Consider the following 17533-nt stretch of genomic DNA (forward strand, 5'->3'; position numbering starts at 1 on the left):
GCTGCGGCGCCATTACAGCAGGATGTGAACAAAGGGTTCACAGCATGAAAGTGGCATGCAGCCCGGCGCGGTTTTTATTGTTGACCCGATAGGTCGAGCGTCAGTGGCGGCAACTTTGCTGCCTGGGGGCGGGAGGTGTCCAACAAGAAAAATTGTTGCTGCAAACCAATAAATTTTGTGGGTGATTGGCGCCGGGCGATCCGGCGCCGTACGAAGATTCAGCCGAGGCGTTTCTGGAAAAAGTGCCGCTGGTGACCCGCCGGGTAATCAGCGATATGGCCAAATTCACTGAAGCCCAGCTTTCGATAAAACCCCGGCGCCTGGAAGCTGAAGGTGTCCAGCCAAATCCCGACACATTGCCGCTCACGGGCCAACTCTTCGGCGGCGCGCATCAACCGCGTGCCGGTACCTTGGGTACGCATCTGATCCGGGATGCTCAACAGCTCAATGAACATCCACCCATAGGAAATTTTTCCATAAAGGCCACCGACAACCTCTTGTGTAGCGGGGTCTCGCAACAAAATCCCGATGGTTTCGAACGCCATGTTGCCCGTGTGACTGAGGTTGTACGCCCTCAGCGGTTTGAGGATGGCCTCACGCTCCTGCGCCGTTACGTCGAACGACACTTCCATTGCCACTTCCATAGCGTGCTCCCTGGTATGAATTGAGTCGGCGACCAGTATGCAGGCTTACTGCGGCTTGACCAGCCTCGTAATCCGGGCTGATCTGCGCCAGGATCATCAAGGCTGCCGCCCCCAATGCCACTGCGTCCTGCCCTGCGACCCCAGGTGCTCCAACACCCTTGGTTACCGCAGGAACACGCCTTGCCACCCGGAATCACCGTCGTGTGCCCGATCTCACCAGCATTGTGCCAGTGGCCGGAATACGGGTAGTTACACAGGTACAAACCGGCACCGAGACCGCTGCCGATAAACAGGTGCACAAAATTCGTCAGCTCGCTGGCGACGCAATAGAGGCGTTCAATTGTGATTGATCGCGGCGCGGCACGGCTTGCGAAGGCCTGTTGCCCAGCGTGCCGACCGCACATGCGCTACTGGAACCCTTCACGATGATTCAAGGGTTCTATGTGAGCGCAGCGCAGCTGGCTGTGACGCGCGGGCGCAATCCGGATCAGCCGCGGTATTTGAAGAAGGTGACGCAGACGCGGTAATTCGAGCGTGCGGGCCCAGGGCTGACCCGGTATTGTCGAGTGCGATCGACCTTCACTGAAAAAGGCCAACACCGGTGACTTCATCCGTTACACCTGTTTCAAGCGTGCAAACCCGTTTGATCGCCCTGGTGGTCGCCGTGACCTTTTTCATGGAGAACCTCGATGCCACCGTCATCGCCACCGCCTTGCCCACCATGGCGTCCGCGTTCGGGGTCACGGCGGTCGACATGAATATCGGCATCACCGCGTACATTCTTGCCGTGGCGATCTTCATCCCGCTGTCCAGTTGGATCGCCGACCGTTTTGGCGCACGCCGGGTGTTCGCCGGTGCGATCATCATCTTCACCCTGGCTTCGCTGCTTTGCGGGTTGAGCCAAAGCCTTGAGATGTTCGTGATCGCCCGGGTGCTGCAAGGCGTAGGCGGCGCGCTGATGGTGCCGGTGGGGCGCCTGGCGGTGCTGCGCAATACCGACAAAAAAGACTTGGTGAACATGATTGCGGTGATCACCTGGCCTGGGCTGGTCGCGCCGATTCTAGGGCCGGTGGTGGGTGGTTTGATCGTGACCCACGCAACGTGGCCGTGGATTTTTTACGTGAATCTGCCTCTGGGGGTGCTGGCCTTGGCTGCCGCATTGTGGCTTGTGCCCAAGGGGCGCGAGGCCAGCGTACGGCGATTCGATGCCAAAGGCTTTGTGCTGCTGGCAGGTGCGTGTGTGGCAGTGCTGGGCGGGCTGGAATGGCTGGGCAACCAGACCAGCGAAACGCTGATCCCGGGTTTTGTACTGGTGGCCACGGGCACGTTGCTCGCGGCATGGGCCGTGCGTCATTGCCGCCAGCATGCCGAACCGTTATTACCGCTTCAGACCCTGTCCATCGGCACCTTTCGCGTGAGTGTTCTTGGCGGGTCGCTGTTCCGTCTCGCCATCAGCGCCCTGCCTTTCCTGCTGCCCCTGTTGTTTCAAGTGGGTTTTGGCCTTTCGCCGGTCGATGCCGGCTTGCTGGTGCTGGCGGTGTTTGCCGGCAACCTGGTAATGAAACCCTTCACGACGCCCATCATGCAACGCTTCGGGTTTCGCCCGGTGCTGCTGGTCAATGGCGCTATTGGCGTCGCATTGGTTGCGGCCTGTGCCTTGTTCACGGTGCAAACGCCCTTGCCGCCGATAGCGGCCGTGCTGTTCGTGGGTGGGCTGTCACGGTCGATGCAGTTTACTTGCTACAACTCAATCGGCTTCGCCGACGTCCCCAAGGCGCAGATGAGCGAGGCGTCGGCGCTGTTCAGCATGGCGTTCCAGCTGGCGATGGGTCTGGGGGTTTCCATGGCGGCGCTATTGTTACGGGCGTCGATGGCTGTGCAAGGGCACGCCGTGCACGCGGCTGTCGGGGACTTTCGGGTGGCCTTCGTGGGCGTGGCGCTGCTTGGGCTCGTGGGATTGATTGACGTGTATCGTTTACCGATGAGCGCCGGCGAAAACGTGCTGAATCGCGCCAAAATGACGGGACCGTGAAGAATCCTGTTCCAGACCTATACTCACTTGAGCTGTTGCGCGTTTTGCGCACCGCTCACGGCAGTATTGCCGACCAAGAGGTAGCCGCTATGTACGCAGGACAAATGAATATGACCACAACAAATGGTGAAATACGCTGCCAGATGGTTGTTCAAATCATCTGCCTTTTGTCGGTTGCCACGCTGTTCTGCTGACCCATCAGTACTGCCTGCCTTTCAACCTCCGCTGCGTATAACCGCGCGGGGGCCGCGTTCGCGCTGAAGATCTTAAATAATAGGCCTCAAGGCCTTGAACACCCCGCCAGAACATTCAAGGCCTTGGCGTATCGGACCAGACGTGCGCCTAGCTCAACAAACAGACGAAAGCCGAAAATAAAGCCGACAACGACAAACCAGATGGATAAATAGGTGAGCTTTTCCGCGTCGGTGGAATCGCGCCCACACCGATATTGACTATTTTGAGTAAACCTCAATCACATCGACGCGGCGTGTGATCAGCACCGATGCACTCAGGGCGATTCGAATAAAAAGGCGGGCGCCGAACGGGGCGTGGGTAAATCGCAGACAACAAAAAAGGGCCCACCTTTCGGTGAGCCCTTCTAGACCGCCCAGCAGAGCGGATTTTGTTTGGTAGGCGCGATTGGACTCGAACCAACGACCCCCACCATGTCAAGGTGGTGCTCTAACCAACTGAGCTACGTGCCTGCTGTGAGGCGGCATTCTACGGAATTCCGGAGGGGTGTCAACATCTTTTTTGCAGCTAACCCTATGAATATGCGAATTATTTATTTGCGCCGGGTGCACCGGTGATTTTCGGGTGGCTGGCAGGCAATTTTCAACTCAGGTAGGATCGGCGCACTCGTAAAAAATATAAAACAGAGGTTCCAGGATGGCGAACACCCCCTACCCCCAGTCGTATTACGCCGCGTCCGCGAATGCGGTTCCGCCTCGCCCGGTACTGCAAGGTGACGTCGAAACCGATGTGTGTGTGATTGGCGCCGGCTACACCGGCCTTTCCAGCGCACTGTTTCTGCTGGAGAACGGTTTTCGCGTCACCGTGCTGGAAGCCGCCAAGGTGGGGTTTGGTGCGTCGGGCCGTAACGGCGGACAAATCGTCAACAGCTACAGCCGCGACATCGATGTGATCGAGCGCAGCGTCGGCCCCAAGCAAGCGCAGCTGCTGGGGCAGATGGCGTTTGAGGGCGGCAGGATCATTCGCGAGCGCGTGGCCAAATATCAGATCCAGTGCGACTTGAAGGATGGCGGCGTGTTCGCCGCCCTCAACAGCAAGCACATGGGCCACCTGGAATCGCAGAAACGCTTGTGGGAACGCTACGGGCATACGCAACTCGAGTTGCTGGACGAACGCCGTATCCGCGAAGTGGTGGCCTGTGACAACTATGTCGGCGGATTGCTCGACATGAGCGGCGGGCACATTCACCCACTCAACCTCGCACTGGGCGAAGCGGCTGCCGTTGAATCCCTGGGCGGCACGATCTACGAGCAATCGGCCGCGGTGCGCATCGAGCGCGGCGCGAACCCGGTGGTGCACACCGCCGAAGGCAAGGTCAGGGCCAAGTTCATCATCGTCGCGGGCAACGCTTACCTGGGGAACCTGGTGCCGGAGCTGGCGGCCAAATCGATGCCTTGCGGCACACAAGTCATCACCACGGCACCGCTGGGTGATGAACTGGCCAAGACGCTGCTGCCCCAGGATTATTGCGTCGAAGACTGCAACTACTTGCTCGACTACTACCGCCTCACCCGCGACAAGCGCCTGATCTTCGGCGGCGGCGTGGTGTACGGCGCACGTGACCCGGCCAACATCGAAGCGATCATCCGCCCGAAGATGCTCAAGGCCTTCCCGCAGCTCAAGGACGTGAAAATCGATTACGCCTGGACCGGCAATTTCCTGCTGACCCTTTCGCGCTTGCCGCAGGTGGGCCGTCTGGGCGACAACATCTATTACTCACAAGGCTGCAGCGGCCATGGCGTGACGTACACGCACCTTGCAGGCAAGGTGCTGGCGGAGGCACTGAGAGGTCAGGCGGAGCGTTTTGATGCGTTTGCCGACCTGCCGCACTACCCGTTCCCGGGCGGGCAACTGTTGCGCACGCCGTTTGCGGCGCTGGGCGCCTGGTATTACGGGTTGCGGGACAAACTGGGGTTCTGAGTACGCAGTGGGAGCCGGCTTGCCGGCTCTTGCAGCAGAAAGCCAAATCGCAGAAACAAAAAACCCCGGTCTTTCGACCAGGGTCTTTGCTATCGGATCAAAGTCAGCCAAGGGCTTTCTTTGTGCTTCAAGGCGTTCAGTGGGCCTTGAGGCAGATATGGCGCAGCGGACGGGACTCGAACCCGCGACCCCCGGCGTGACAGGCCGGTATTCTAACCGACTGAACTACCGCTGCGTATCGCTTGACCAGTTGAGCGTAAACACTCAACTGTCTTTAAACATCTGATCGATCAGCTGGGCTGTTCAATCTCAAGCTCGACATGTCGAACCTGGAAAATATGGCGCAGCGGACGGGACTCGAACCCGCGACCCCCGGCGTGACAGGCCGGTATTCTAACCGACTGAACTACCGCTGCGCGTCGGTGCAACCTTTAACGTTGCGTCTTGCCCTAGGGCAAAACTGTCAAGAAGTGGTGGGTGATGACGGGATCGAACCGCCGACCCTCTGCTTGTAAGGCAGATGCTCTCCCAGCTGAGCTAATCACCCTTTGCTTCGTTGAGGCCGCGAAATTTACGCAGGTAGCGGACCTAAGTCAATAGCCTGCTTGAAGTTTTTCTGAAAAAGACAAAATTGCTTCAAGACGGCTATCTGCCCTACTCGCTGTAAATCATCTTCTTGCTCATGCCACCGTCCACCACAAACTCTTGCCCGGTGACAAACCCCGCCTGGCGCGACAGCAACCACGCCACCATCGCCGCCACATCTTCAACCGTACCCACCCTGCCCGCCGGATGCTGGGCATGGTCGGCATCCGTCAAAGGCTCGGCACGTCGGGCCGCCGGATCACGCGCATCGATCCAGCCAGGGCTGACGGCATTGACCCGCACCTCCGGCCCCAGGCTCATGGCCAAGGCATGCGTCAGGGCCAGCAGGCCGCCCTTGCTCGCCGCATAAGCCTCGGTGTCCGGCTCCGACTGACGCGCCCGGGTCGATGCCAGGTTGACGATGGCACCGCCATGGGCACGCAGGTACGGCGCGCAGTGCTTGGCCAACAGCATCGGCCCACTGAGATTCACCGCAAGCACACGGTTCCAATAAGCCAAATCGAGGCTTTCCAGGGTGATATTGCGCGGGTCAGCCACGGCCGCGTTGCACACCAACGCGTCCAGCCGCCCGAATTGCCCCAGTACTTCTGCGACACCTTGGGCCACTTGTTTCTCGTCGGCGACGTCCATGGTGATAAACCAGGCATTGTCGCCCAGCACCTTGGACACCTTGGAGCCGCGCTCGCGGTCCAGGTCGGTCAACACCACTTGCCAGCCTTCGCTGATCAGCCACGCCGCGATCCCGAGACCAATGCCCCGCGCCGCGCCCGTCACCAGTGCGACGCGGCCGTTACCGACCGCCGCAGCATCCATGGACCACTCGATCACAAGGCCGCCAGCCCGCGGGCCAGGTCTGCCTGCAAGTCCGCCACATCTTCCAGGCCCACTGCGATGCGGATCAGGCTGTCGCGGATGCCGGCCGCTTCACGCTCTTGCGGCGCCAGGCGACCATGGGAGGTGGTGCTCGGGTGCGTAATGGTGGTCTTGCTGTCGCCCAGGTTGGCGGTGATCGAAATCAAGCGAGTGGCGTCGATAAAGCGCCAGGCACCCTCTTTGCCGCCCTTCACTTCGAAGCTGACCACGGCGCCGAAACCACGCTGCTGGCGCTGGGCCAATTCGTGTTGCGGGTGGCTCTTGAGGCCGGCGTAGTGCACTTTCTCGATGCCATCCTGCTGCTCCAGCCACTCGGCCAGGGCCTGGGCATTGGCGCAATGGGCCTTCATGCGCAGGCTGAGGGTTTCCAGGCCCTTGAGGAAGATCCAGGCGTTGAACGGGCTCAGCGTCGGGCCGGCGGTGCGTAAGAAACCCACCACTTCTTTCATCTGCTCGCCACGTCCAGCCACCACGCCGCCCATGCAACGGCCCTGGCCGTCGATGAACTTGGTGGCCGAGTGCACGACGATGTCTGCGCCCAGCTTCAACGGCTGCTGCAATGCAGGCGTGCAGAAGCAGTTGTCGACCACCAGCATCGCGCCCTTGGCGTGCGCCACTTCGGACAATGCGGCGATGTCCACCAACTCGGCCAGCGGGTTGGACGGCGACTCGACGAACAGCAATTTGGTGTTGGCCTTGATCGCCGCATCCCAACCGGACAGGTCTGCCAGCGGCACGTAGTCCACTTCAATGCCGAAGCGCTTGAAGTACTTCTCGAACAGGCTGATGGTCGAACCGAACACACTGCGTGACACCAATACATGGTCGCCAGCGCTGCACAAGCTCATCACAACGGCGAGGATGGCCGCCATGCCAGTCGCCGTGGCCACCGCCTGCTCAGCGCCTTCAAGGGCCGCAATACGCTCCTCGAACGCACGGACGGTCGGGTTGGTGTAGCGCGAGTAGACGTTGCCCGGCACTTCACCGGCAAAACGCGCGGCGGCGTCGGCGGCGGTGCGGAACACATAGCTGGAGGTGAAGAACATCGGGTCGCCGTGCTCACCTTCCGGGGTGCGGTGCTGGCCGGCGCGCACAGCCAGGGTATCGAAAGCTACGCCATCGAGGTCGCTGTCCAACCGACCGGCATCCCATTCCTGACTCATGCTGCGACTCCTTACTCAATTCTTTATTTAAGATACAAAACCGGCCCCTCAGGGCCGGTGTTTACTCAGTTGTTGTACAGATCGATGATCGCGCTGACCGCCTGGGTCTTGATCTTCGACGAGTCGTTGCGCGCCTGTTCGATCTTGTTCAGGTAAGCCTCGTCGACATCGCCGGTCACGTACTTGCCGTCGAACACGGCGCAATCGAACTGCTCGATCTTGATCTTGCCGCCGCCAACCGCTTCGATCAGGTCCGGCAGGTCCTGATAGATCAGCCAATCGGCGCCGATCAGGTCGGCCACATCCTGGGTCGAACGGTTGTGGGCAATCAGCTCGTGGGCGCTCGGCATGTCGATACCGTACACGTTCGGGTAACGCACAGCTGGCGCAGCAGAGCAGAAGTACACGTTCTTGGCACCCGCTTCACGGGCCATCTGAATAATCTGCTTGCACGTGGTGCCACGTACGATGGAGTCGTCCACCAGCATCACGTTCTTGCCGCGAAATTCCAGCTCGATTGCGTTGAGCTTCTGGCGAACCGACTTCTTGCGCGCCGCCTGGCCCGGCATGATGAAGGTACGGCCGATGTAGCGGTTCTTGACGAAACCTTCGCGGAACTTGACGCCCAAATGGTTGGCCAGCTCCAGCGCAGCGGTACGGCTGGTGTCCGGAATCGGGATTACCACGTCGATGTCGTGCTCAGGACGCTCGCGCAGGATTTTCTCGGCCAGCTTCTCGCCCATGCGCAGACGCGCTTTGTACACCGAAACGCCGTCGATGATCGAATCCGGACGCGCCAGGTAGACGTGTTCGAAAATGCACGGGGTCAGTTTCGGCGCAACAGCGCACTGACGGGTGTGCAGCTTGCCGTCTTCGGTGATGTACACCGCTTCGCCCGGGGCCAGGTCGCGGATCAGGGTGAAGCCCAGCACGTCCAGGGACACGCTTTCGGAGGCGATCATGTACTCGACGCCTTCGTCGGTGTGACGCTGGCCGAACACGATCGGGCGGATGCCATGCGGGTCGCGGAAACCGACGATGCCGTAACCGGTGACCATGGCCACGACCGCGTAACCACCGACGCAACGGTTGTGCACGTCAGTCACGGCGGCGAACACGTCTTCTTCGGTTGGCTGCAGCTTGCCGCGCTGGGCCAGCTCGTGGGCGAACACGTTGAGCAGCACTTCCGAGTCGGAACTGGTGTTGACGTGGCGCAGGTCAGATTCGTAAATCTCCTTGGCCAGTTGTTCAACGTTGGTCAGGTTACCGTTGTGCGCCAGGGTAATGCCGTAGGGCGAGTTGACGTAAAACGGTTGAGCTTCGGCCGAGGTCGAGCTACCGGCAGTCGGGTAACGCACATGGCCAATGCCCATGTGCCCGACGAGGCGCTGCATGTGACGCTGATGGAACACGTCACGCACCAGGCCATTGTCCTTGCGCAGGAATAACCGGCCGTCGTGGCTGGTCACAATACCGGCAGCGTCCTGGCCGCGGTGCTGGAGGACGGTTAGCGCGTCATACAGCGCCTGATTCACGTTCGACTTACCGACGATACCGACGATGCCACACATGCGACGCAACCCCTACTTAATGAATCTTGACTGAACACTGCTTACTGAGGCGTTTTGGCCGGCAAGAGGTGTTCCTTGAACGGAAGATCAGCGGGTACGCTGATTCCGCTGGCCAGCCACTGACTGCTCCACCCCAGAATGAGGTTCTTGGACCAATCTGCAACCAATAGAAATTTTGGCACGAGTACCGACTCCTGCCACCACGAATCCTGCTGTACCGGCCCCAGGCTCAACAGCCCGACCGCCACGACCACCAGCAACGCGCCACGCGCAGCGCCGAAGGCCATGCCGAGAAATCGATCGGTCCCGGAGAGGCCGGTGACACGTATCAACTCGCCAATAAGATAATTGACCATTGCCCCCACCAGCAGCGTGGCGATGAACATGATGGCGCAGCCCGCGATGACGCGAGCCGAAGGTGTCTCGATGTAACCGGCCAGGTAAACCGACAATGAACCACCGAACATCCAGGCTACGACTCCTGCGATGATCCAGGTCAGCAACGACAATGCTTCTTTTACGAAGCCGCGGCTTAGACTGATCAAAGCGGAGATGGCGACGATTGCAACGATCGCCCAATCAACCCAGGTAAATGGCACAGTGCAGCCTACGTACGGATAAGGCGGCGCATTTTAGCAGAGCGCCGGGCTGTCGGTAAGCTGTGATTGCGGGTGCTTTGCAAATCAATGGGTTGAGTAGGGCGAAGGCCCCCTCAGGACCACCAAATACAATGTGGGAGGGGGCTTGCCCCCGATAGCGATGGGTCATTATCAGAGATGCTGACTGACCTACCGCCATCGGGGGCAAGCCCCCTCCCACATTGAGTGCATTCCAAGCTGAAACGGGGGTGAAATCAGCCGCGCTCAGGCTGAAAACGCACCACAAAGCCATTCAGGTTCTGCTGGCGACCCAGCAAGTCGCGCAGACGATCGGCCTCGGCGCGCTCGATCAGCGGCCCGATAAACACCCGGTTCTTGCCATCGGCACTGCGGATATAGGCGTTGTAGCCCTGAGCACGCAGCTTTTTCTGCAAGGCTTCGGCGCTCTCGCGATTGGCCAGGCTGGCGAGCTGGATCGACCAAGTGATCGGCAGGCCATTGGGATCGATACGGCTTTGACCAACGTCCGGCTTGCCCGGCGCGGCAGGTTGCGGCGCAACCGGCTTGGGCGCTGGTGCCGGCGCGGCCGGCTTGGCGGCAACCGCAGGCGCTGCCGGAGCGGGCGCAGCTGCGGGTGCGGGCTTGACCACTGGCACGCTCGGCTGCACCGGCATGCTCGGCGCCTGCTGCGCAGCCACATCCGCATCACTCGGCACAGGCTCCTCAGGCAACGCCTGCGGCTCGGGCACCACCACCGGCTCGACCTGAACTTGCGGTACCGTCGGCGCCTGGGGCGCAGCCGGCGCCTCAACAACTACCTGGCGCTGCTCGTCCTGACGCGAAAACAGCATCGGCAGAAAAATCACCGCCAACGCCACCAGCACCAGGGCTCCAACCATTCGCTGCTTGTATGCGCTATCCAGTAATGCCATGTGCAGCTTCCTCCGTGGAGCGCCGGGCCAACCACTCTAGCGCCTCGGCAACACAATAAAATGATCCGAACAACAGAATCTCGTCCTCGGCCGTTGCCACCGCACACTGCGCTTCAAGCGCGGCGGTGACGCTTGCATACGACGCCACTGGCGCACCAAGGTTCTGCAAGGCCGTCTCCAATTCAGCGGCCGGCCGACTGCGCGGCGTATCCAGCGGCGCAACCGCCCAAGCCTGGACATTGTCCAGCAACGGCGCAACCACGCCGCCCAGGTCTTTGTCAGCCAACAGCCCGAACACCGCCAGGCGGCGACCCACCGGCGGTGTACGCGACAGGCGTTGTGCCAGGTACTCGGCGGCATGCGGGTTGTGCCCCACATCCAGCAGCAGGTTCAGGCGCTTGCCCTCCCACTCGAAGGTGCGACGATCCAGGCGCCCTACCACCCGAGTGGCCAGCAATGTCGCGGCAATCTGCTCGGCATGCCACGGCAGATCCAGCAGCAGGTAAGCCTGCAACGCCAGCGCAGCGTTTTCCATCGGCAGGTTCAGCAGCGGCAGATCATGCAGCTCTACCACCTGGCCGCGCGCATCATGCCCACGCCATTGCCAATGTTGAGCACCGATGTCGAGATTGAATTCGCGGCCACGCAGGTAAAACGGGCAATCCAGCTCGCACACCTTGTCGAGCAAGGGTTGCGGCGGGTCCAGATCACCACACAGCGCAGGCTTGCCCTGGCGGAAGATCCCGGCCTTTTCATAGGCCACCGACTCGCGGGTATTGCCCAAGTAGTCGGCATGGTCGACGCCAATGCTGGTGACCAGCGCCAGGTCGGCATCCACCACGTTGACCGTGTCCAGACGCCCACCCAGGCCGACTTCCAGGACCACCACATCCAATTGCGCACGCTCGAACAGCCAGAACGCCGCCAGGGTGCCCATTTCGAAGTAAGTCAGGGAAATTTCGCCGCGCCCAGCATCCAGTGCGGCGAAGGCTTCGCAGAGCTGCTCATCAGTGGCTTCTACACCATTGAGCTGCACCCGCTCGTTGTAACGCAGCAGGTGCGGGGAATTGTAGACGCCGACTTTCAGCCCTTGGGCTTGCAGCAGCGCCGCGACAAAGGTACAGGTAGAGCCTTTGCCGTTGGTGCCGGTCACCGTGATCACACGCGGTGCCGGCCGGCCCAACCCGAGGCGGGCCGCTACCTGTTGCGAGCGCTCCAGGCCCATGTCGATGGCTGACGGATGCAACTGCTCAAGGTAGGCGAGCCATTCGCCCAGGGTACGTTGGGTCATAGGTTTGCAGGCACCGGCGGTACAACGATCGGTTCGACTTTAGGCGCGACGTACACAGGCGTCGGCAGGCCCATCATTTGCGCCAGCAGGTTACCCAGGCGTGGACGCAGCTCGCCACGGGCGATGATCATGTCAATCGCGCCGTGCTCCAGCAGGAACTCGCTGCGCTGGAAACCTTCCGGCAGTTTTTCGCGAACGGTCTGCTCGATCACGCGCGGGCCGGCAAAGCCGATCAGGGCCTTGGGTTCGCCGACAATCACGTCACCCAGCATCGCCAGGCTGGCGGAAACGCCGCCATAGACCGGGTCAGTCAGCACGGAGATGAACGGAATGCCTTCTTCACGCAGACGCGCCAGTACCGCGGAGGTCTTGGCCATTTGCATCAGGGAAATCAGTGCTTCCTGCATGCGCGCGCCACCGGAGGCGGCGAAGCAGATCATCGGGCAACGGTTTTCCAGGGCGTAGTTGGCGGCACGTACGAAACGCTCACCGACGATGGCGCCCATGGAGCCGCCCATGAAGGAAAACTCAAACGCAGACACCACCACAGACATGCCCAGCAACTTGCCGCTGACGGAAATCAGCGCGTCCTTTTCACCAGTCTGCTTTTGCGCGGCAGTGAGGCGATCCTTGTACTTCTTGCCGTCGCGGAACTTGAGACGGTCAACCGGCTCCAGGTCAGCGCCCAGCTCGGCACGGCCATCGGCGTCGAGGAAAATGTCGATGCGGGCGCGGGCGCCGATACGCATGTGGTGGTTGCACTTGGGGCAAACGTCCAGGGTCTTTTCCAGCTCCGGGCGGTAGAGCACCGCGTCGCAGGATGGGCACTTGTGCCACAGACCTTCAGGAACCGAGCTTTTCTTCACCTCGGAACGCATGATCGAAGGGATCAGTTTGTCTACTAACCAGTTGCTCATGCTTTCTTTCTCCAGTACCGGTGGCTTGAACACAGCCCCGCGTATGCCCTTGAGCTAAATTCATATGTGGCGATGACACAGGCTGGACGGGGTCAGACGTTCGACCAGCCACTTCCTGCCTGTATCCTCAGCCTTCCAGACAACCTGCAGCGCGGGTTGCCACTACATTTCCGGGCCTCCCGCAGGCGGCGCCGATGCTGTTTTACACAGTGGTAGTTATGGACGGCGGCAGACTGCGAGCCGTCACATCACACCATTGCTGTTGCGCACCGCTTGCATGAATGCGCGAATCTTGTGGTGATCCTTAATGCCCTTGCCCTGCTCCACCCCACCGCTGACGTCGACGGCGTACGGCCGAACCTGCTCGATGGCAGCCCCGACATTCGCGGGGTTGAGCCCGCCGGCCAGGATAATCGGCTTGCTCAGCCCCTCGGGAATCAGCGTCCAGTCGAATGCTTCGCCCGTACCGCCCGGCACGCCTTCGACATAGGTATCCAACAGAATGCCACGAGCGCCAGTATAGGCAGCGCACGCGGCGGCGATGTCATCCCCGGCCTTGACACGCAGCGCCTTGATATACGGGCGTTGGTAGCTTTTACACTCGTCGGGGCTTTCGTCGCCGTGAAACTGCAGCATGTCCAGCTGCACGGCATCCAGGGTTTCGTTGAGCTCGCAGCGGCTGGCGTTGACGAACAAGCCAACGGTGGTCACGAACGGCGGCAACGCGGCGATGATTGCACGCGCCTGCAACACATTCACCGCCCGTGGGCTCCTGGCATAAAACACGAAACCGATGGCATCCGCCCCCGCCTCGACTGCCGCCAGCGCGTCTTCTATGCGGGTGATCCCGCAAATCTTGCTGCGAACGGCTGACATGTCGTAGAAACCTCAGGGGTTGAGCCGAGAAAGTCCCGGATGGTAACAAAAGCTATTCCGGGCGTCAGCCGCCAAGTTCGCTGAAACCTGTGAGGAAGTGTGGCCCGATGAAACGATCCGGCAATTCGAACTCGTCGCGGTACTCCACGTCCACCAGATACAGGCCAAAGGGATGCGCCGTCACCCCACCTGTGCGGCGGATACGACTTTCCAGCACTTCTTTGGCCCACTCCACCGGGCGCTCGCCGGTGCCGATGGTCATCAACACGCCTGCAATATTGCGCACCATATGGTGCAGGAAGGCGCCGGCGCGGATATCCAGCACGATCATCTTGCCGTGACGGGTCACCCGCAGGTGATGGACTTCCTTGATCGGCGACTTGGCCTGGCACTGGCCGGCACGGAACGCGCTGAAATCATGCACACCGACCAAATGCTGCGCGGCCTCGGCCATGCGCTCGGCGTCCAGCGGGCGATGGTTCCAGGTTATTTCCTGGTTGAGGTGCGCCGGACGGATCTGGTCGTTGTAGATCACGTAGCGATAACGCCGGGCAATCGCCTTGAAGCGCGCATGAAAATGCGCAGGCATGACCTTGGCCCAGGTGACGCTGACGTCATGGGGCAAATTGATATTGGCGCCCATCACCCACGCTTTCATCGTGCGCTCGGCCTGGGTGTCAAAGTGCACCACCTGGCCACAGGCGTGCACACCGGCGTCGGTTCGCCCGGCGCACATCAGCGACACCGGCGAGTCGGCGACCTTGGACAAGGCGTTTTCGAGGGTTTCCTGCACCGTCAGCACACCCGAGGCCTGGCGCTGCCAGCCGCGATAGCGTGAGCCTTTGTATTCCACGCCCAGGGCGATGCGGTTAAAGCCTGCGGCCGCCATTTCGGCGGCCGCGTTATCTATATTTGCCAAGAACTGAGAGCCCGATGAGTTGCGCAAAGGCGGCCATTATAAAGGCGGCGCACGCAGGAGGGGCGCTTTTGTTGCGAGGCCACCCGCCAAACCAACTGTGGGAGCGGGCTTGTTCGCGAATGCAACGTGCCGGTCGCTCAATCAGCTAACCGGCACGTCACCCTCGCGAGCAAGCCTGCTCCCACACTGGTGTTACACCACCCTTCAGATTTTGCCGAGCATTTCCTTGGCTTCACCGCGCTGGGCTTCGTCGCCCTCAGTCAGCACTTCGGACAGAATGTCGCGCGCGCCGTCGGCATCGCCCATGTCGATGTACGCCTGGGCCAGGTCGAGCTTGGTGGCCACTTCATCGGTGCCAGAGAGGAAATCGAACTCCGGCTCATCAGCGCCCAACGCCGCATCTTCAGCGGTAAAGGAAGGCTCGATCGGCGGATGCTCGAGGCTCTGGGACAGGCGATCGAGCTCAGCGTTGACGTCGTCCAGCTCGGACGTGAAGGCATCCGGCTTGGCGGCCGGCGGCGCTTGCGGTTCGTCAGCCAGGGACAGGTCGAAGTCTTCCGGCAGGTCGAAATCATCCAGTGCGGCAGGGGTAAGGGTCGGCGGCTCAACGGCCGGCACATCCTTCATCTGGTCTTCAAGGCCCGAGAGGAAGTCATCGTCCGATTGCGTGGACGACGGCGCATCCAACTGCAGGTCCAGATCGAAGTCCGACATATCATCCGGGGCAGGCTTGGCTTGCGTCTGGCGCTGCAGGACCGACTCGAAACTCGACTCATCCTTGGGGCTGACCACGGCCGGCGAAGCGGCTTCCAGATCGTCCAGGCTCAAGTCGAAATCCGTATCGAACGCGTCGGGTTCCGGGGCTGGTGCTGCCGGTTTGTCTTCGAGCAGGTTCTTCACGTATTGAGCGTCCAGCGCCGCCGCGGCCACCGCAGCACTGACGCCCGCGGCCAACACGGCCATGGCCGGGAAGCGACTCTTGAGCTGCTCGACCTGAGCGTGGTTTTCGCCCGTGGCCACCAGTTGACGCTCTTGCGTGACGAAGCCGTCCTTGTCGCTCTGCAGACCGTAGACTTCCATCAGCTTCAAACGCAGGTCACTGCGCTTGGGCTCGCGCTTGATCGCCTGCTCCAACACATCGGCGGCCTGATTCAGGTGACCACGGTCGATATGGGATTGAGCTTGTGCCAGCGCGTCGCTGGAGTTTACCGGGGCCACGGCGACCGCCAACGGCGCCAGCACGGAAGCCACGCTCGGCACCACCACAGGCTCAACCACGGGGGCAGGCGCTGGCGCGGCAGCCAGCTTGACGTTCGGCGGCGGCACTTCCAGGCCTTCGAAGCTGTCCGGTGGCAGGTCGTGATCCACACTCGGCGAGAACTGTGGCTCTTCAGCCAGCGCCCGCGCCATACGCAGGTGCTTTTCCTCTTCGAGGCGAGCATTGCGGTGACGGGCCCACAGCAGCAGGAGCAACAACACCAGTAAGCCGGCAGCACCGCCGATGACCCCAAGGACAATCGGGTTGGTCAGCAGATCGTTGAATTTACCTTCGGTGGTGCTCGCCGGCGCGGCATCCGCCTTGATCGGCTCGGGCGTGGCCACCACGGCAGCCGGCGTCGCATCGGGTGCCGGCGCTGCCGCCGCAGTGGCCGCAGGCTCGCCTGGCAGCTGCGCGGGGATGGTTGCTGTCGTCGGCGCAGTGCCCGGCACTGCCGGGTTACCGCCCTGAGCCTGCAACTTGGCCAGTTGATCGTTTTTCAGTTGAATCAGCTTTTGCAGCTTGTCCAGCTGGCTTTGCAGGTCGGCTGCGCGGCTTTTCAGCTCGGCATTGTCGCGGCGCGTGGTATCCAGTTCTTCCTGGGTCATCGCCAGCTTGTCGCTCAACGCACGACCATCAGCGGCCCTGCCCTTGGCACCTTTCTTGGCGGACTCGGCCGACACCAGGCTCAAATTGTCCTTGGCATTGGTGCTCGAGGGCGCATCGCCTGCCTGGGTGCGCCGAGTGGCGTCCAGTTGCTGCTTGCCGGCGGCCTGATTATTGGCCGTGCGACGCCCCTGGCGCCAGGCGGCATTTTGCGCAGTGACTTCGGCAATCGCCTCCGGCTGCGGCAAGCTGGTGGCTTGCTGGCGATCCGGAAGACGCAGCACCTGGCCGGTTTTCAGGCGGTTGATATTGCCGTCGATGAAAGCATCAGGGTTGAGCGCCTGGATCGCCAGCATGGTTTGCTGGACCGACGCGCCGTTGCGGTTCTTCGCGGCAATTTCCCACAAGGTATCGCGAGACGTCGTGGTGTGCTGCGCAGCTTTGCTGACCGTGGGCGCCGTGTTGGCAGGTGCCGACTGGGTCGGCGCACTCAAGCGCGGTGCAGGAGCGCTGGCGGTCGGTGCCGGCTGCTCGAACTTGGCCGGGTCGAGCAGCACACTGTAGTCGCGCATCAGGCGGCCGTTGGGCCATTGCACTTGAAGCAGAAAACGTACGTAGGAATCAGGCAGCGGCTTGCTGGAGGTAACGCGCACCACACTGCGGCCATTGGGGTTGATTACCGGGGTAAACGTCAGATCATTCAGAAACGCCTGGCGATCCACGCCGGCGTCCACAAACGCCTGGTCAGACGCCAGGCTCGGGGTGATCTCGGAGGCGGTGAGGCCGCCGACGTCGAGCAATTCGATTTCCACCGCCAACGGCTGGTTCAACTTCGACTTGAGGGTCATCTCCCCAAGCTGCAGCGCCTGCGCCATACCGGAAGACAGCGCCGAGGCGGCCGCTATTGCTAACACCAGTTTGCGAACTTGAACCATAGCCTCATCCTTTGTTTGAACACTCCCCGGCCTGCGAGAAGGTTGGTAACCGCTGCCATAAGGCATGGCGAGCCGATAGGTTACCGACGCGCTTCTGTTTCGCTTGGGGCCAAGCATAGCGCCTGGCTAGAATCAATCT

Annotated in this window: 15 protein-coding genes and 4 tRNA genes; 3 read left to right on the forward strand and 16 right to left on the reverse strand. The window is 61.3% G+C overall.

What is annotated here, in order from left to right; all coding sequences use genetic code 11:
• Window positions 1–218: 218 nt before the first annotated feature.
• Together NTD89_RS25520 and NTD89_RS25525 are read right to left on the reverse strand one after the other, a co-directional pair.
• Window positions 219–644, reverse strand: a complete 426-nt coding sequence (locus NTD89_RS25520) for a GNAT family N-acetyltransferase (protein ID WP_262210359.1) — start codon at window positions 642–644, stop codon at window positions 219–221.
• Window positions 611–1048, reverse strand: a complete 438-nt coding sequence (locus NTD89_RS25525; protein WP_262210360.1) for an ROK family protein — start codon at window positions 1046–1048, stop codon at window positions 611–613. Before NTD89_RS25525 ends, NTD89_RS25520 begins: the two co-directional genes overlap by 34 nt.
• Window positions 1049–1320: 272 nt before the next feature.
• Between NTD89_RS25525 and NTD89_RS25535 the strand changes: the two genes are divergently transcribed.
• Entirely contained in the window at window positions 1321–2676 is a 1356-nt protein-coding gene (locus tag NTD89_RS25535) for an MFS transporter (RefSeq protein ID WP_410017232.1), read from the forward strand.
• A complete protein-coding gene (locus NTD89_RS25540) occupies window positions 2673–2870 on the forward strand; it encodes a hypothetical protein (protein WP_145165826.1) in 198 nt (65 codons plus the stop codon). The genes NTD89_RS25535 and NTD89_RS25540 overlap by 4 nt, the downstream gene beginning before the upstream one ends.
• Before the next feature lie 433 nt (window positions 2871–3303).
• On the opposite strand, the gene NTD89_RS25545 is transcribed toward NTD89_RS25540, so the two are convergent.
• Window positions 3304–3380 (reverse strand) — tRNA-Val (locus tag NTD89_RS25545).
• A gap of 184 nt (window positions 3381–3564) precedes the next feature.
• On the opposite strand from NTD89_RS25545, the gene NTD89_RS25550 reads away from it, so the two are divergent.
• Complete coding sequence (locus tag NTD89_RS25550) at window positions 3565–4848, forward strand: NAD(P)/FAD-dependent oxidoreductase (RefSeq protein ID WP_106576691.1); 1284 nt, start codon at window positions 3565–3567, stop codon at window positions 4846–4848.
• Window positions 4849–5006: 158 nt separating this feature from the next.
• Here NTD89_RS25550 and NTD89_RS25555 read toward each other — a convergent pair.
• The 13 genes from NTD89_RS25555 to NTD89_RS25615 form a co-directional block, all read right to left on the reverse strand.
• Window positions 5007–5083, reverse strand: a tRNA-Asp gene (locus tag NTD89_RS25555).
• Between the two features lie 104 nt (window positions 5084–5187).
• Window positions 5188–5264 (reverse strand) — tRNA-Asp (locus NTD89_RS25560).
• Between the two features lie 55 nt (window positions 5265–5319).
• Window positions 5320–5395 (reverse strand) — tRNA-Val (locus NTD89_RS25565).
• A 107-nt stretch (window positions 5396–5502) separates the two neighbouring features.
• The gene (locus NTD89_RS25570) at window positions 5503–6267 is read right to left on the reverse strand and encodes an SDR family oxidoreductase (RefSeq protein ID WP_106576690.1); all 765 of its coding nucleotides are present in this window, start codon (window positions 6265–6267) and stop codon (window positions 5503–5505) included.
• Window positions 6268–6278: 11 nt separating this feature from the next.
• A complete protein-coding gene (locus tag NTD89_RS25575) occupies window positions 6279–7490 on the reverse strand; it encodes an O-succinylhomoserine sulfhydrylase (RefSeq protein WP_099583998.1) in 1212 nt (403 codons plus the stop codon).
• A 65-nt stretch (window positions 7491–7555) separates the two neighbouring features.
• Complete coding sequence (gene purF, locus NTD89_RS25580; RefSeq protein WP_058426877.1) at window positions 7556–9061, reverse strand: amidophosphoribosyltransferase; 1506 nt, start codon at window positions 9059–9061, stop codon at window positions 7556–7558.
• Window positions 9062–9102: 41 nt separating this feature from the next.
• Window positions 9103–9660 (reverse strand): CvpA family protein, encoded by a 558-nt coding sequence (locus NTD89_RS25585; protein WP_003192538.1) that lies wholly within the window; start codon window positions 9658–9660, stop codon window positions 9103–9105.
• Between the two features lie 254 nt (window positions 9661–9914).
• A complete protein-coding gene (locus NTD89_RS25590) occupies window positions 9915–10592 on the reverse strand; it encodes an SPOR domain-containing protein (protein WP_262210364.1) in 678 nt (225 codons plus the stop codon).
• A complete protein-coding gene (gene folC, locus NTD89_RS25595; protein WP_262210365.1) occupies window positions 10576–11883 on the reverse strand; it encodes a bifunctional tetrahydrofolate synthase/dihydrofolate synthase in 1308 nt (435 codons plus the stop codon). The genes NTD89_RS25590 and folC overlap by 17 nt, the downstream gene beginning before the upstream one ends.
• A complete protein-coding gene (gene accD, locus NTD89_RS25600) occupies window positions 11880–12800 on the reverse strand; it encodes an acetyl-CoA carboxylase, carboxyltransferase subunit beta (RefSeq protein ID WP_262210367.1) in 921 nt (306 codons plus the stop codon). The genes folC and accD overlap by 4 nt, the downstream gene beginning before the upstream one ends.
• Before the next feature lie 243 nt (window positions 12801–13043).
• Complete coding sequence (locus tag NTD89_RS25605) at window positions 13044–13676, reverse strand: phosphoribosylanthranilate isomerase (protein ID WP_262210368.1); 633 nt, start codon at window positions 13674–13676, stop codon at window positions 13044–13046.
• Window positions 13677–13740: 64 nt separating this feature from the next.
• Window positions 13741–14565, reverse strand: coding sequence for a tRNA pseudouridine(38-40) synthase TruA (gene truA / locus NTD89_RS25610; RefSeq protein ID WP_106576685.1), 825 nt, complete (start codon window positions 14563–14565; stop codon window positions 13741–13743).
• Between the two features lie 234 nt (window positions 14566–14799).
• The gene (locus tag NTD89_RS25615; RefSeq protein WP_262210370.1) at window positions 14800–17394 is read right to left on the reverse strand and encodes a FimV/HubP family polar landmark protein; all 2595 of its coding nucleotides are present in this window, start codon (window positions 17392–17394) and stop codon (window positions 14800–14802) included.
• Window positions 17395–17533 lie beyond the last annotated feature (139 nt).

The sequence above is a fragment of the Pseudomonas sp. 14P_5.3_Bac1 genome, from assembly GCF_025466135.1.
Lineage (GTDB): Bacteria > Pseudomonadota > Gammaproteobacteria > Pseudomonadales > Pseudomonadaceae > Aquipseudomonas.